The 14,630-nt window shown below is 72.2% G+C and carries 9 protein-coding genes; 5 read left to right on the top strand and 4 right to left on the bottom strand.

Annotated features, from left to right (window positions below; genetic code table 11):
* Positions 1-136: 136 nt before the first annotated feature.
* Positions 137-907 (bottom strand): hypothetical protein, encoded by a 771-nt coding sequence (locus WMF11_RS30330; protein ID WP_437973179.1) that lies wholly within the window; start codon positions 905-907, stop codon positions 137-139.
* 452 nt (positions 908-1,359) lie between these two features.
* On the opposite strand from WMF11_RS30330, the gene WMF11_RS30325 reads away from it, so the two are divergent.
* Positions 1,360-2,400 (top strand): Gfo/Idh/MocA family protein, encoded by a 1,041-nt coding sequence (locus WMF11_RS30325; RefSeq protein ID WP_437902723.1) that lies wholly within the window; start codon positions 1,360-1,362, stop codon positions 2,398-2,400.
* Between the two features lie 7 nt (positions 2,401-2,407).
* Here WMF11_RS30325 and WMF11_RS30320 read toward each other — a convergent pair whose 3' ends face one another.
* Entirely contained in the window at positions 2,408-5,944 is a 3,537-nt protein-coding gene (locus tag WMF11_RS30320) for an AgmX/PglI C-terminal domain-containing protein (RefSeq protein ID WP_437973178.1), read from the bottom strand.
* 263 nt (positions 5,945-6,207) lie between these two features.
* Here WMF11_RS30320 and WMF11_RS30315 point away from each other — a divergent pair, with 263 nt between their 5' ends.
* Entirely contained in the window at positions 6,208-6,918 is a 711-nt protein-coding gene (locus tag WMF11_RS30315) for a hypothetical protein (RefSeq protein ID WP_437973177.1), read from the top strand.
* A gap of 51 nt (positions 6,919-6,969) precedes the next feature.
* Positions 6,970-8,064 (top strand): Kelch repeat-containing protein, encoded by a 1,095-nt coding sequence (locus tag WMF11_RS30310; RefSeq protein ID WP_437973176.1) that lies wholly within the window; start codon positions 6,970-6,972, stop codon positions 8,062-8,064.
* A gap of 113 nt (positions 8,065-8,177) precedes the next feature.
* On the opposite strand, the gene WMF11_RS30305 is transcribed toward WMF11_RS30310, so the two are convergent.
* Positions 8,178-10,256: an ATP-binding protein gene (locus WMF11_RS30305; protein WP_437973175.1), complete on the bottom strand. Its 2,079-nt coding sequence runs from the start codon at positions 10,254-10,256 to the stop codon at positions 8,178-8,180.
* Positions 10,257-10,420: 164 nt separating this feature from the next.
* Here WMF11_RS30305 and WMF11_RS30300 point away from each other — a divergent pair, with 164 nt between their 5' ends.
* Positions 10,421-11,647, top strand: a complete 1,227-nt coding sequence (locus WMF11_RS30300) for a sigma-54-dependent Fis family transcriptional regulator (protein WP_437973174.1) — start codon at positions 10,421-10,423, stop codon at positions 11,645-11,647.
* Positions 11,648-11,803: 156 nt separating this feature from the next.
* Entirely contained in the window at positions 11,804-12,583 is a 780-nt protein-coding gene (locus tag WMF11_RS30295) for a hypothetical protein (protein ID WP_437973173.1), read from the top strand.
* Between the two features lie 81 nt (positions 12,584-12,664).
* Here the strand turns inward: WMF11_RS30295 and WMF11_RS30290 are convergent, their stop codons facing one another.
* Positions 12,665-14,572 (bottom strand): DUF4215 domain-containing protein, encoded by a 1,908-nt coding sequence (locus tag WMF11_RS30290; RefSeq protein WP_437973172.1) that lies wholly within the window; start codon positions 14,570-14,572, stop codon positions 12,665-12,667.
* Positions 14,573-14,630 lie beyond the last annotated feature (58 nt).

Raw genomic sequence — 14,630 nt, 5'->3', positions numbered from 1 at the left:
CTCGACGTTTTCGGTGCTCAGCGCACCGGAGTGCGCTTGCGCGCCGAAAACGCCGATCTGGGCCCGTCTCCTGTGCGGGTGACCGTCGCTCTGCTCGGCATGGTGCAGAGGGGGGCGGGAACCGCTGTAGATCCTCTCATTCGAGGAACACCGTGATCGGGTGCACGCTCATGGTGGTCGAGCGGCTCGCCGGATCCGTGAAGCAGGAAGGGTGATAGATGCCGTTCTTGGGGGCGATGGGGTCGCAATAGCTGTCACACGGGCCCAGGAGTCGGATCGCCCCGCACGGTTGGATGGAGCCAGTCGCCTCGTCGATGTGCCCGGCGGCGCAGTCGCGGAGCGCCGCGCGTGAGCTCGCGTCGTTCTCTGGAACATGGCAGGCGTAGAGCGCCGGCGAGCTCCCGTAGATGTTGCCCCAGAACGCGCCCTCCTCCCTCGTGAACGTGGACAGCTCCGGCGAATTTTGTTTGTTGATCGCCTTGGTGGGTCCACGCGAAGAGATCACGACGGGGATCCTGTAGTAGTTGGTGCGCGCCGCGAGGCACGCCGAGACCCAGCGCTGCCCGTCACCGTCCAGCGGGATCCACGCCCAGCTCCGCGCGAGTCCGAGCACGCCTGTGTAGATCTCGTCGTGATAGACGCCAGAGGCGTCGATCCACCCGAAGCGGAATGATTGCGAGCTTTCGAGGGCGCATTCGACGGCGTACCTCAGGTGCTCGCGTGAGAGCGCGCCGTTGGGCCCGGGGTCCAGGATCGCGGTCAGCGCCTGCGAGCCAAGGGAGATGAGGCTCAAGGCGCCGATCGCCAGCGCGTTGGGGTTGAGCGCGTTGGGATTGAGCGCGTTGGGGTTGAGCGCGTTGGGATTGAGCGCATTGCCGGCCTCCAGCGCGCTCTGCGCTTCGCCCAAGGGCTCTTCCAGCCACACTCCGTCCCCGCCGCATCCGGTTCCGGCCAGAACGATGACCGGTATCAGGCCTACCACGGTATTTCGAGCCATATCAGTCCCCCACTGAAAGGCTGCAATTCTGGTAATAATGGCAGAGTTTGCTGAAGGTGTCGAGTGAGCGGGGCGAAGTAGTGGCGTGACGTCCGACGGACAGACGTCTGGAGCGTGAGGGGGACTTCGATGGCGTGCTCTGTTCCGCCGCCTGTTCCGCCCCTGGTCGATGTCGGGTACGTCATTGGCGGCGAGGAGCGCTCCGGGGAGGATGCCGCCGGCGGTCCAGAGGCTGTCTGGCGTCGAGGCGCGTCCGATGACGCAGGCCGCGATGGCGTCGAGCGCGTACGAGGAGGCCATCGTCACGTCCAGCGTTTACAGGCGCGCCGTCGACCGTTAGCTTCGCGAGCAGCGAGGTGCCCATGTCCACATCTGCCCAAGGTCCGACGTCCGACGAATCCCTCACCCCCGTGCGCTGGGGCGTCCTCGGGGCGAGCAACTTCGCGTTGACGGTCAGCCTGCCCGGCATGAAGCGGGGGCCGCTGACCCAGCTCACGGCGCTGGCGTCGCGCGACATCGGCAAGGCGCGCGACGCCGCGCGGTCGCTCGGGATCGCGAAGGCGTACGGCAGCTACGATGAGCTGCTCGAGGATCCGGAGATCGAGGCCGTCTACAACCCGCTGCCCAACCACCTGCACGTGACGTGGACGGCGCGCGCTGCCCGCGCCGGCAAGCACGTCCTGTGCGAGAAGCCGATCGCGCTCAGCGCCAGGGACGCGGAGGCGCTTGTCGACGTCCAGCGCGAGACGGGCAAGCTGATCGCCGAAGCGTTCATGATCCGCAACCACCCGCAGTGGCAGCAGGCCAGGGACTGGGTGCGAGGCGGCCAGATCGGCGACCTGGTCAGCGTCCAGGCGGCGTTCTCGTATTTCAACCGCGACGCCACCAACATCCGCAACAAGCAGGAAGTCGGGGGCGGCGCGCTCTACGACATCGGCTGCTACGCGGTGAACACGTCGCGCTTCCTGTTCGGACGCGAGCCCGTGCGGGCGATCGCGCTCGTCGAGCGCGATCCCGAGTTCGGCACCGATCGCTTGACCTCGGGCCTCGTCGACTACGGCGGCGCGCACCTGACGTTCACGTGCAGCACGCAGGCGGTGGCCTACCAGCGCGTGAACGCGCTCGGTAGCAAGGGCCGCCTCGAGATCGAGATCCCGTTCAACGCCCCCGCCGACGAGCCGTGCAAGGTCTTCCTCGATGACGGCTCGACGCTGAACTGCAGCTCGGCCAGGGTCACCTCGTTCCCCGCCGTCGACCAGTACCACCTGCAGAGCGAGGCGTTCTCGCGCGCCATCCGGACGGGCAGCCCGGTCGAGAACTCGATCGAGGTCGCGGTGGGCAACATGCGGGTCATCGACGCGCTCTTCCGTTCCGTCGAGAGCGGGCGCTGGGAGAGGGTCTAGCGGCGCGTCAGCGCGTGACGGCGCCGAGCTCCACGAAGGCGCCGTCGGTCATGACCACGAAGGGGCGCTCGTCGAAGGTCAGACCGCCCTTGCCGTCGTGGTCGACGATCTGCAGCTTGCCCATGCCGTAGCCCATCGGGCCGCGCGCGTAGTAGTGCGCCTGCAGGGTGTACCGGCTGGCCCGTTGCTCCCGGGGCGCGCGGATGGTGAAGCACTCGGGCCCGTAGCCGGTGGTCACGTCGGCGTAGAGGCGCCCGCCGCCTGGCAGCGCCGGGTCGCCGTAATAGGCGTGGCCGCCGCGGTCGTCCCGGATGTGGAAGTCGACGTCGTTGGCGTCGGTCTCCCAGTTCAGCACGAAGCGGAGCGAGGGCGCGCCCTCGAGCGCGGCGCCGGCCTTCGCGAGCCGGGCCAGGATGGCCGCCCGGCGCGCGGGCTCCACCTTGAGCCACGCCGCGGCGACCAGGCCGAGATCCTCGCGCAGGATGCTCTCCACGCCGGCGAAGCGCCCCGGCGGGTAGCGGCGCGCGATGCCCGCCGCGAGCGCGTCGAAGGCGGCGGCGTGCTCGCCCCGCTTGAGGCGGGCGAACGCGAGCAAGCGGTGGCTCGCGGGGTGGTCGGGGCGCTGCTCCCGCGCCTTCTCGTACGTGTCGACCGCCAGCTCGAGGCCGGCGCCGCCCGCGAGCCGCTCGAGGCGCGCGCCGGCGAAGCGGCGGAGGTCCGCGCGCGCCGGGAACAGGTCGATCAGCGAGCCGTACGCGCGGGCGGCGCCCGGCGTGTCGCCCGCCGCCTCGAGCGCCTCGCCGAGCGCGACGAGCGCGAGCACGTCGCCGGGGGCCTCCGCGCGCCAGGCCCGGGCGTCGCGCACGGCGGCCGGCGCGTCGCCCCGGGCGAGGGTGTCGTGGATCTGCTCGAAGCGGCCGGCATACGGCTCTGATCGCGGGGGCGCGGCGTCGTCGGGGGCGTCGGGGGCGTCGGGGGCGGCGGGCGCGGCGCTCGGGGGCGGCGAGAACAGGACGGGGTACACCACGTCGACGCTGCCGCCCTCGGGCGCGGGGAAGGTGAGGTCGCGCAAGGCGCGGACCACGCAGGAGACAACGGCCCTGTCGGGCAGATCGGAGCCGCCGTCGCGCGCGTTGATGAGCGCGCCGCGCGGGTCGATGGTGAAGCGCAGGGTGACGCGGCCTTGCAAGCCCTCGTCGCGCAGGAGCCCGCTCTCGTAGCAGAGGCGGAAGCGGCCGAAGTTCTGGCGGACGATGCGCTGGATCACCTCCGGCGGGAGGCGGCCGCTCACCTGGGTGGCGCCCATGCGGACCTGCGGCGCCCTGGTCCGGTGGCTGCCAGCGAGGCGGCCATGGCCGCTGCCGAAGCCCTGGCCGGTGCCCGTGGCGGCCGACACGGCGCTCGGCGCGGGCGCCGCGGCCCCGGCCGCGCTGCCGTGGCCAAGGGTGCCGATATTGCCCAGGCCGATGCCCTCGCCGCGGCCGCCGCCGCCCTCGCCGACGCCCGATAGCCCGAGCCCGCCGGCGCTCCCGCTGACGACCGACAGCGCGCGCCCGTCCGCGCCGAAGGAGTCCTTGCTGTCCGCGCCCGCAGGGGGCGCCGGCGGCGCGGGGGGAGCGCGCAGGGCGGCGCTCCCGCCAGGGGAAACGTCGGCGGCCTGCTCGGAGAAAATCTCGGCGCGCTTGCCAGGCGAACCGCCGGCGACCGGGCTTTGGGCCGGCGCGGGGCCCCACGGCTTCCCGCCCTGCGGCCGCGAGCGCCTCTGCACGGCGACGCGGCCGCCCTCCACGGTCAGGATGTCGGAGAGCCCTCGCCGGGCGATGTCGAAGCGCGCGTAGTCGTGATCGGTCTCCAGCACGAGCAGCGCGGTGTACGGGCTCAGCACCCGGTGCGCGATCGAGAGATCGATGATCTGCTTGCGGATCGCGTCCTGATTGCCACCTTCGCCCTCCCGGGCGAGGAGGCCGTCGATCTTCGCCCGGGCCCAGGAGCGCTGGAGCAGCGGGCGCTCCACGCCGCGGAGGTCGGGCGTCGTGGTGCGGCCGTCGACCGTGAGCCGGACGGGCAGCTCGGCCGGCACCTCGGCGTAGACGAGCGCCTCGTCGCCGGGCTGCACGCCGTTCAGGGTGCGGGGCCAGACCCAGCGCGCGCCCTCGATGTTCACGGCGATCCCCGAGCGCGTGGCCGAGCCGAGGCGCCGCTCGATCTCGGCGGCGCCGCGCGCGCCGTCGACCACGGCCCCGTCGCGGGGCAGGCCCGCCGCGACGAGCTGCCGCAGCGCGGCCTCGTCGCGGAGGCCGCCGAGCGCGACCGCGTCGAGCCGCTCGACCCCCGCGCCCCGCAGCGCCGCCGCGGCGCCGCGGAGCGCCCCCGTCGCGACCTCGCCCGCCGTGGCGATGCCGTCGGAGAGCAGCACGACGCGCCGCTGCCCGCGGGCCCGCGCGCGTTCGCCGGCCCAGCGGAGCGCGCGCCCGAGATCCGAGGCGCCGAGCGCCTGCCGCTCGCGGATGCGCGCGAGCTCCGCCTCGCCGAACGCCGCGGCCGCGCCGTCGAAGACGGGGGTGACGGCCTGGTCGTAGCAGGCGACGGTGAGCGGCGCGCCCGGGCCGCCTGCCTGGGCGACCGCCCGCGCGAGGGCCGCGAGCACGCCGAGCTGCTCCTCGAGCCCGAGCGCGCGTGAGGCGCTCGTGTCCACGAGGATCACCGCGGAGGCGAGCGGATCGGGCCGCGCGTCCACCGGAGCGTCCACGCGGGCGAGCACGAGCTCGCCGCTGCGCAGGCCGCCGCGCGCCTCGATCGACGCGAGCCGCGCGGGATCCACCACGAAATCAGCCTCGGGCGCGGCATCGTTCCGGCGCAGCGCGTGGACGGGCGCCGCGGCGCCGGCGACGGTGGCCTCGATGTCGAGGCGGCTCACCGTGGGCAGGCCGCGCAAGGGGACGGCGAAGGGAGCGTCCGCGCGGAGCTCCTGGGAGTACGACAGGACGATGTGCTTCACGCCGCGCGCCGGGATGGGGAAGACCCGCGCGCTCACCTCGTTGCCCGCCGCCTGCTCGAGCAGCGCAGGGTCCTGCTTGCGGTGGAGGAAATCCTCGTACGCCTCGCGCGCGCGCTGGCGCTCGACGACCTCGCCCTCCTGCCATCGGTCGTCGATCTTCATGGCGAGGCGCCCGACGCTCGCGCCGGGCGGCAGCATCACGCTGAAGGTGCCCTCGAGCACGCGATCCTCCGGGTTCTCGAAGGTGAGGTGCAGCTCGGCGAGCGCGAGCGGCGCCTCGATCACCGCGCGGCCGGTGAGCGCGACGAGGCGCAGCCCGGTGCCGTCCGCGGCGGTGAGCCGGAACGGCGCGGCCTCGGGGCGGCGCGCCGCGACGGCGACGGCCGGCGCGGCGGGCAGGGGGCGCGGCGCGGCAGGCCCGGGCGCGCGCGAGAGCGTGGCGGGGGTGGCGGGCGGCGAGGGGCTGTCGGCGCAGCTGAGGAGGGAAGGGACGAGGGCGGCGATCGCGGCGAGCGCAGCGCGGCTGCGGAAGAGGGCTCTGGGCACGGGGGATCTCCGGTCGTTGTGCGGTGGGCCGAGCCTGAGCGCGGGCCCGCCAGCGGTGGGGCAGGGCGATCGACAACCCGGGCGGGCCCGAGGTTCCCGCCTCGGTGAGCCCGGCCGAGCGGCGAATTCCACGGCGTGGTCGGTGCGGCGTGGAGACGCAGGGGACTTGCGTCTTCTCGACGGACAGCATCGCCGCGGGGGCGCGACAGGGGGCATCGAGACATGTGTACGGCGTGCGCTTGAACTAGATTGCTGCGCACCTCATGCAGCTCCTGAACCTCCCTCCCGCCGAGCGCAGCTCGCTGCGTGTGCCGGGCGCGCCGTCGAGCCGCTGCCGGCTCGTCCCCGTCTTCCTGCTGGCGCTTGCGGCAGCCGCGTGCGGCGGCGGGGAGCGCGGGGGCCACGACCGTACGCGTGATGGCGGCGCCGGTGGCAACGGCGGCGCTGGCGGCAACGGCGGCGCTGGCGGCAACGGCGGCGCTGGCGGCAACGGCGGCGCTGGCGGCAACGGCGGCGCCGGGAGCGCGGGCCAAGGCGACGCGCGTTGCCACGACTACACGCGCTTCGACGCCGGGGGCCCCGTGGAGTTCCGGACGGAGGTGCTGCCGCTCCTGCAACGCTCCTGCGCGACCGGCGCCGCCTGTCATGCCGACACGCGCGGCGACACGACGCGGCCCTACCTGGGGCCGACCGCGAGCACGCCGCCGGCGCAGGTCAGCGCGGAGGAGCTCGCCGCCATCCGCGAGCAGAACGTGAACGTCGACTCCGGTGAGGCCTCCGGGATGAAGCGCGTGGCGCCGGGGGACCCGGAGCACAGTTACGTCATGCACAAGATCGATGGAACGCTCGAATGCGGGCTCGTCTCGTGCGACGAGGGGTGTGGCCTCGCGATGCCGCCGACGCTGAAGCCGCTCTCGGCCGACGAGAAAGACACCGTTCGCCGCTGGATCGCTCATGGCGCCGCGATCGATTGAGGAGGAGGCCGCCGGCGCTCGATGGCTTCACTGAAAAGGAGATCCGTCACGATGTCTCACAGGAACGGTTCGCTGTGGTTCACACCGTGCATGCTCGCCGCGGCGGGCGCTCTGGCAGTCCTGGGTTGCGGCGATGGCGACGACGAGCAGCTGCGGCCGGTCCCGACGCCCTCCGTGTTCCGCACGCTCCCCACGGTCCCCACGGGGGAGGCCCGGGAGCTCGATCTGCCGCGGGCTCAGCCCCCGCGCCGCTATCCCGACCTGCCGGAGGCCGTCAGCTCCTTTGGCGCCGCCCTCGCCGACGACACGATCTATACCTACGGGGGGAACCTCGGAGGAGGCTTTGCGGCCGAGCACCAGTCGACCGGGTTCCGGCGGCTCTCCCTCGCGCAAGGCGGCGCCTGGGAGGACCTCGGGGCCGTGGAGCACCTGGAGAGCATCGCGCTCGTGGCCCACGGCGGCTTCATCTACCGTATCGGCGGCCTCCGCGTGGACAGCGCCATCGACGAGCCGGAGGTCCTCACCTCGGTGGCGACGGTCCAGCGCTACGATCCGCGCGAAGGGACGTGGCAGGCCATGCCGGACCTGCCCGAGGGGCGCTCCGGGCACGGGGCCGTGGTGGTGGGTGACCGGCTGTACGTCGTGGGGGGCTGGACGCTCGCGGGCCCCGGCGAGCTGCTGACCCGGGGCGTCGTGCTCGACCTCTCGACGCCCGACGCGGCGTGGGTCCCCCTGCCCGAGGCGCCGTTCATGCTCCGCTCGCTGGGCGTCGCGAGGCGCGGTGACACGATCTACGCGCTCGGCGGCGTCGGCGAGGGGATGGCGTTCTCGGGCGAGGTCTACCGGTTCGACACGAAGACCGAGGCCTGGTCGCCCGGCCCGGCGCTCCCCTCGGAGATCCCGATTGCGGGCTTCGGCGCGACGGCGTGCAACGACGAACAGGACCTCTACCTCAACATCGTCGACGGCCTCTTCCGGCTCAACGCGGCGGGCGACGGCTGGGAGCCCGCGGGAGCCCTGGATTTCACGCGGTATTTCAGCCCCCTCATCTGTCCTGGCGGCGGCGAGGTGATCGTCCTCGGCGGGCGATCCGCGGCGGACAACGAGCTGACCGCATCCGTCGAGTCCGTCGGCGTGGCGCAGTAACGGCCGCGCGCCGGGCGCAGGAGCGTCGGCTCATAGAGTGGAGCTGGCTCCAGTTTGCTGGAGTCGTGCAACCCGCCGGGCATGCGGCGAGGGGCGGGTTGGCCTCCCTGGGTTCAGCGCGTGACGGGGATCGTGCAGGAGAACGTCGTCCCCGCGCCGAGCTCGCTATCGACCGAGATCTGCCCCCCGTGCGCCTCGACGATGCCCTTGACGATGTACAGCCCGAGCCCCGCGCCCGCGCAGCGCGCCGCCCGCCCTTGCCAGTAGCGATCGAACAGGCGCGGGATGTCTTCCGGCCGGATCCCCGTGCCCGTGTCGCTGACGGACAGGCGGACATGGGGCCCCTGGCGCTCCGCGCCGATCGTGATCTCCCGTCCTTCGGCGGTGAACTTCAGGGCGTTGCCCACGAGGTTCGACAGCACCTGGAGCATGCGGCCACGGTCGCAGCCGAGCTCCAGGCCGCTCCCGGGAAGGAGGGTGTGGAGCTGGATCCGCTTCTGCTCGGCGAGCGGCGCCAGCATCTCGGTGACCTCGCGCACGAGCGAGCCCACCTCGCACGGCTGGATGTCCAGCTTCAGGCCCTTCGCCTCGATGATCGCGGCGTCGAGCAGCTCGCCGAGCATCTCGACGGCGCGCTCCGCGGCGCGCTTGATCTGCCGCGCCCGGTTGCGGATTGGCTGCCCCGCCGCGTCCGCCGGGGCCGATCGCTCGAGCAGGGCCGCGGCCAGGATGATCGACGACAGCGGGTTCCGGAGGTCGTGCGCCGCGATGGCCAGCGCCTCCTCGCGGAGCCGCCGCGCCCGCTGCTCGGCCTCGTAGAGGCGCGCGCGCTCCAGGGCCTGCGCGCATTGCAGGGCGAGCGTCGTCATGAAGCGCCGGTCGTCCTCGCTGATCCGGCAGGTGTCGCGGTACGTGACCCCGAGCACCCCGATGGTCACGTCGCCCAGCGTCATGGGGACGCAGATCAGGGTCTTGGCCCAGTCGCCTGCCGGCGTGTCGGGATAGGCAGCCCGATACGCCGCGAGCGACTCGAAGATCAGCAGCTGGCCCGTGCGGATGCAGTCGACGACAGCCATGCGCGCGGACATCGGAATGCGGCGCAGGCGCGCGACGACGTCCTCGGGGTAGCCGGGCGCGCGGAGGACCTCGATCACGTCGTCCTCCGCGAGCAGCGCGACGTACCCCGCGTCGGCGTAGAGCGCGGCGAGCCCGAGCGAGAGGACCACCTCGGCCACCTGCGCGGGCGTCACCGCGCGCGAGAGCTCGGACGTGAACGTCTGGAGGCGCGCGACGCGCGCCTCCGCCAGCTCGACCCGGACGCGGGCGACGCGCTCGCAGGCGAGCGCCCGCTCCCGGGCGTCCTCGGCCCGCTTGCGGCGCTCGATCTCGTTCACGACCTCGACGACGTACAGCGGCGCCCCCGCGCGATCGCGGGCGAGCGAGCGCGTGACCGCGACCCAGAGCATCGACCCGTCCCGCCGCACGCAGCGCTCCTCGGTGGTCGAAGAGGGGATCGTCCCATCGCCCAGCGCATGGACGTGCCGGAGCGCTCCCTCCGCGTGGTCCGGGTGGCGGAGATCCTGGGCGCGGAGCGCCATCAGCTCCTCGACGGTGTATCCGAGCAGCTCACAGAGCTTCGGGTTCACGCGGAGCAAGCGGTCGTCGAGGGAGACGTGGGCCATCCCCACCGCCGCCTGGTCGAAGGCCGCGCGGAACCGCTCGTCGCTCGAGGCGCGCGCGACGTTCGCGGCGCGCGCCTCGAGCAGAGCGCGGACGGCCGTCATCAGGAGCCGGCGCTCGGTCGGCCATGCGCGCGAGCCGGCACGACAGCAATCGTACGCGGAACCATACGCGGAACCATACGCGGAACCGTTCGTCGAACCGCACGTCGAACCGAGCATCGAGCTCGAGGTCGATGGCTGACCGCCGGCCGCGCTCGGCCGGCTGGCGTGCATCACCGGCGTGGCCGCCGCGCCCAGCGCCGCCTGGAGGCGCTGGCAGAGCTCGCACCGCTCGCCGTCCGGCAGATCGACGCCGATGAGCACCAGGTCCGGCGGTCGATGGGCTCTTCGCAGGCTCTCCGCGACCGTCGCCGCGAGCTCGACCCGCAGCCCAGCGGCCTCGAGCGTGCGGCGGATCTCCTCTCGTTGGGCCTCGTCATGATCGACGATCAGGACGGTAGGTGCCTGCATACGGTCCGCGCTCTTCCTTGGGGAAAATGGAGAGTTGAAATAGCTCACTTCCTCACGGCTCGCCTCTCGAGGAGGCGTGTCGAGGGTACGAACTGTGCAAGATCCCGGAGCAGAATCGCGGACGATGGCGGACGCAACCGCGCGCTCGGACGAGGGGTGGGCTCATGGCAGCGTGGCTGGAATCAGCGCTCGAGGCGGGGCGCCTCTACCGCTCGATCGGCGCCCTGGAGGCGGAGCAGCTGCGTCCTCACGTGCACCGCGCCTGGGTGCGCTCTCACGGGGGAGGGGCCGATCCGCGCCGCCCCAAGGCCGAGTTCCTGAGCGCGCTCGACACCGAGCGCCTGCGCGAGCGGCACCGGGACCTCATCCTCGCCTCCGAACCCTACCTTCACGCGCTCAGCCTGGCCTCGGGCGACGAGCGCCACGCGGTGATGGTGGGGGACACGCGGGCGATCCTCCTGGATGTCCGCGGTGACGAGCAGACGATTCACGGCCCCGAGCGGGTGCCCGGTGCCGGCGCGTTGCTTGATGAGAGCGTCTGTGGCGCGAACGGCGTCGGTACGGCGCTCGCCGAAGATGGCTATACGGAGCTCGTGGGGCCGGAGCATTTCATTCAGGGATTCCACGTCTTCACGTGCCATGGGCTCCCGCTCCGGGACGGCGATGGGGCGGCCATCGGCGTGCTCAGCCTCTCGGTCAGGAGACCCGAGATTGGCTTTCGTCTCCGGGAAATTCTGCTCTGCGCCGCGCGCGCCATCGAGATGGATCTCCTCGCCATGCGGCTCGAGCGGGACATGGATCGTCTGCTCACTGCGCGGGACGTGCCCATCGAGGAGCTGCGGCGGCTGCTCCAGGACATCCTCCAGGCGCGGGCCGCCGCGCGGCTCAGGATCGATCTCGCCGCGGATCAGCTCGCCGGGAGCGTCCTCGCCCAGACGCGCGATCTTCTCCACCTCGCCGCCAGCGTGCTGCGCCGCTTCCAGCGCTCCGCTGCGCTGTGGCGGGCGCTCGCGCTGGGCGGAGCGGCGGCGCCGCGCCCGGTGGCGCTCGACGCGCTGATCCGCGATCTCGCGGAGCTGCTGGAGGTCGAGTCGGCTGTCTTCAACGTCACGACCAGCATCGAGGAGCTCGATCCCGTGGTGGTCCAGGCGGACCACGACTCCCTGGCGCGCGGGCTCTTTCGCGTGCTGGTGAGCGCCATCCGGGCTGCGCGCCGCGGCGCCGTGCACCTCGCGCTCCGGGCGAGGCCGACGGGCGGAGAGCTGTGCCTCACGCTCTCACCCGGCGCGGGGGTCGCCCCGCGCGCGCCGCGCCCCGTGCGGGTGCTGGTGCCGGCACACCCGGGAGCCCCGGAGCGCGCGCCGAGCGATCTCTCGGCGTGCGTGGCCTGAGCCGGCGGGCCCGCGCGCGCCGCTCACCGCAGGAGCGAGCCATCACCACCGCCGATCGAACGGCGTCGTCCCGGCGATCCGATTCTTGCTGCGCGCGCCGCGAGCGCATCGACGCGCGTTATGCTCGCCCGTCTTTTCGCTTGGAGGAGGTCCAGCATGAGTCGATCAGCGCTTGTCAACGTCGGGTTCGCGGCGATGTTCCTCGCGGCGGCGCCGCTGCTCCCGGCGTGCGCCGTCGGTCCGGACGGCACGGAAGAAGCGGAGTCCACCGGCCGCGCGAGCATCGCCCTGGTGGCGCAGACCAACGGGCACGTGTACCGGCTGAGCAACGCGATCTTCAGGGTCGAGGGGCCGATCGTCACGTACCTCGGCACCTCGGATGATCCGGGCGAGACGGTGCTCAGCGCGGCATTGCCCACCGGCGATTACGCGAGCACGCTGGAGCAGGGCTGGGTCTTGCAGCGCGATGACGGGGGCACGTTTGTGCCCGTGCAGGCGACGCTGCTCACCCCTCCCACCGTCTCATTCACCATTTACGATGGGGCCGTCACGCCGCTGGTCTATCAATTCCAGACGGACGGCACGATCATCACCATCGGGGATGGGCAGCTGGACATTTCCATCGAGGTGACCGAGGTCGGCGGTGGCGGCGCGTGCACGCCGTTCGGCGCCGGCTGTGGCGGCGGCGAGTGGTGTGCCCCAGGAACGCTGGTGGGAGGGGCTCCGGTCTGCCTCCCGGGAGGCACCATCCCCGTGGGAGGCACCTGCGGAGGCGTCGAGGGGTGTGTCTCCAACGCCGCGTGCGGCGATCTGACCGGGGAGGGCCTTACCTTCACGTGCATCGAGCTCTGCCCGGGGAGCAGCTTCGGCGCGCCGTGTGCCAGCGGCGGGAGCTGCGTCGACATCGGCTACCCGGAGTTCGGGATCTGCTTCTGAGCGAGGCCCTCTCCGTCCGTCGCCGGGAGCGCCTGGCTAGGTACGGTCGCCGCTCGCATCGGGCGGCGACCGTCCGTCGGGTCAGCGCGGAATGAGGTTGCGGCAGCCGCTGCCGCAGGCGTCCCCGTCGCGGTTGTTGCCGTCGTCGCACTCCTCCACGGCCTGGACGACGCCATCGCCGCAGTACTCGCCGAGCTTGCAGTCCTGCGCGCACTCGCCGTAGCCGCCGTCGTTCACGCCGTCGTCGCACTCCTCGCCCAGGCTGACGACGCTGTCGCCGCAGATGGGCTTGCACTCGCTGCGCGCCGTCGCGAAGCCCTGCAGCGTGAGCTTGAACGTCGACGCCGCGGTCTGGCGCTCGGCGTGGAACACGGCGATCTGGTAGACGCCGCCGTCCGTCAGGCCGAGATCGACGTTCCGCGGCTGGATGACGTCGTCTTCCTCCGTCGCGTAGGTCACCCTGCCTCCCCCGTTGGCGTTGATGACGAGGCGCCCGTTGACGGCGCTGTGGATGCCGCCGACGTCGACCGCGAGGCGATCGTTGATGAACACCCACACGTCGTCGTCGCCGGTGAAGTCGAGCTCGTACTGCTCGCCTGCGTTGTACTGGAACCAGTAGCGGATCTCGCTCGTGAAATGGAAGTTGTGCTTCGGGCTGCCCTGCTCCTTCAGCCAGTCGCCGCCGCCGTAGCTCGGGAAGATGTCGGCCGCGACGCGCTCGGCCGCCGGGGTGAACGGATCGTCGTCGACCGGGAAGAACAGCGGATTCCCGTCGTAGGTCTCCTCGATATACCTCGCCCAGTAGACCCCGTCGCGCACGTTGCAGCTGTGGAACTCCTCGCTGTGGATGTCGCCGCACTGCGGGGTGGCCTGGGCCGACGAGGTGCACTCCTCGTCATTCACCTCGTTGCCCACGTTGCCGCAATAGTGCTCGCTCTCCCCGGACAGCAGGGTCCACTGCTGGCCGTCCTCGCCCCAGCGGTTCACGAAGCGGCCGTCGCCGGTATCCCAGAGCGTGAGGGTGGTGACCGTGGTGCTGTTGGTGCCGGGCACGTCGTGGTACCACTCGGCGAAGGTATCCGCGCTCGTGACCAGGCTGTTCGCGACGGCCATGTACGTCGGCTTCTTCTCGGCGTCGAGCCGGGGCGCGACCATACCGAAGACCGGCGTGCTGCGGCCGGGCCCATCCGGCTCGAAGTCGCGGTGTGCCTCCTTGAAGTCGCGGAAGACGACAGGCACGTCCATCGATCCCGAGGGCTGGGGGACGGCGCACGTGTATCCCGGCTCCTCCGTGCACGTCGCGGAGCAGCCGTCGCCGTCGATGTTGTTGCCATCGTCGCACTCCTCGCCGAGCACGAGGCCATCGCCGCAGCTGGACGCGCAGGAGCCCGCGGAGCAATCGGGCTCGGCCTGGCAGCTCGAGGAGCAGCCGTCGAAGGGCATCGTGTTGCCGTCTTCGCAGCTCTCCGCGCCCTCTTGCGTCTTGTCGCCGCAGGTCGTCCGCGTGCAGGCGCTCGGGTTGCCGCTGCACTTCCAGCCCACCTCCACCTTGCAGGTCGGCGAGCAGCCGTCGGCCGCATCGGTGTCGCCGTCGTCGCAGAGCTCGGGGAACACCACGGCGCCGTCACCGCAGCGGGCGATGCGCGTGCAGCCGACTCCGGGCAGCGGGCACGACCAGCCGAGCTCGACCGAGCGGCAATCCGCCGCACAGCCGTCATCCCCCACGGCGTTTCCGTCGTCGCACGCCTCGTCGTTGGTCAGGCCCCCGTCGCCGCAACGGAACGCGCTGTCGCTGTCGCCAATGTCCGATCCGCTCCCCGTGGTGTCGCCGTCGCCGAGATCGCCGCCGGTGGTGGTGGGATTGTCCCCGCCGCCACCGGGGCCGCCGCCTCCGGAAGGGCGGTCGGCGCTCGCAGAGCAGCTCGCCACCAGGGCGGCGCAGCTCGTGATGAAAATGGTCGAATCAAACCACGAAGATCGAGGACGCATGACCTGCTCCTTCCGGTTGCCCGGGACCTCTCGGGATGCGTGAATTGGCGACAGTCTC

Source organism: Sorangium sp. So ce295 (genome assembly GCF_051527405.1).
GTDB classification, from domain to species: Bacteria; Myxococcota_A; Polyangia; order Polyangiales; family Polyangiaceae; genus Sorangium; species Sorangium cellulosum_B.
Note: the sequence above shows the minus strand (reverse complement) of the source record. Positions and strands in the feature narration are given on the sequence as shown.

Coding starts and splice junctions, on each gene's coding strand:
- WMF11_RS30290 (WP_437973172.1), bottom strand. CDS start 14,572: ATGCGTCCTCGATCTTCGTGGTTTGATTCGACCATTTTCATCACGAGC.
- WMF11_RS30325 (WP_437902723.1), top strand. CDS start 1,360: ATGTCCACATCTGCCCAAGGTCCGACGTCCGACGAATCCCTCACCCCC.
- WMF11_RS30300 (WP_437973174.1), top strand. CDS start 10,421: ATGGCAGCGTGGCTGGAATCAGCGCTCGAGGCGGGGCGCCTCTACCGC.
- WMF11_RS30315 (WP_437973177.1), top strand. CDS start 6,208: ATGCAGCTCCTGAACCTCCCTCCCGCCGAGCGCAGCTCGCTGCGTGTG.
- WMF11_RS30295 (WP_437973173.1), top strand. CDS start 11,804: ATGAGTCGATCAGCGCTTGTCAACGTCGGGTTCGCGGCGATGTTCCTC.
- WMF11_RS30310 (WP_437973176.1), top strand. CDS start 6,970: ATGTCTCACAGGAACGGTTCGCTGTGGTTCACACCGTGCATGCTCGCC.
- WMF11_RS30305 (WP_437973175.1), bottom strand. CDS start 10,256: ATGCAGGCACCTACCGTCCTGATCGTCGATCATGACGAGGCCCAACGA.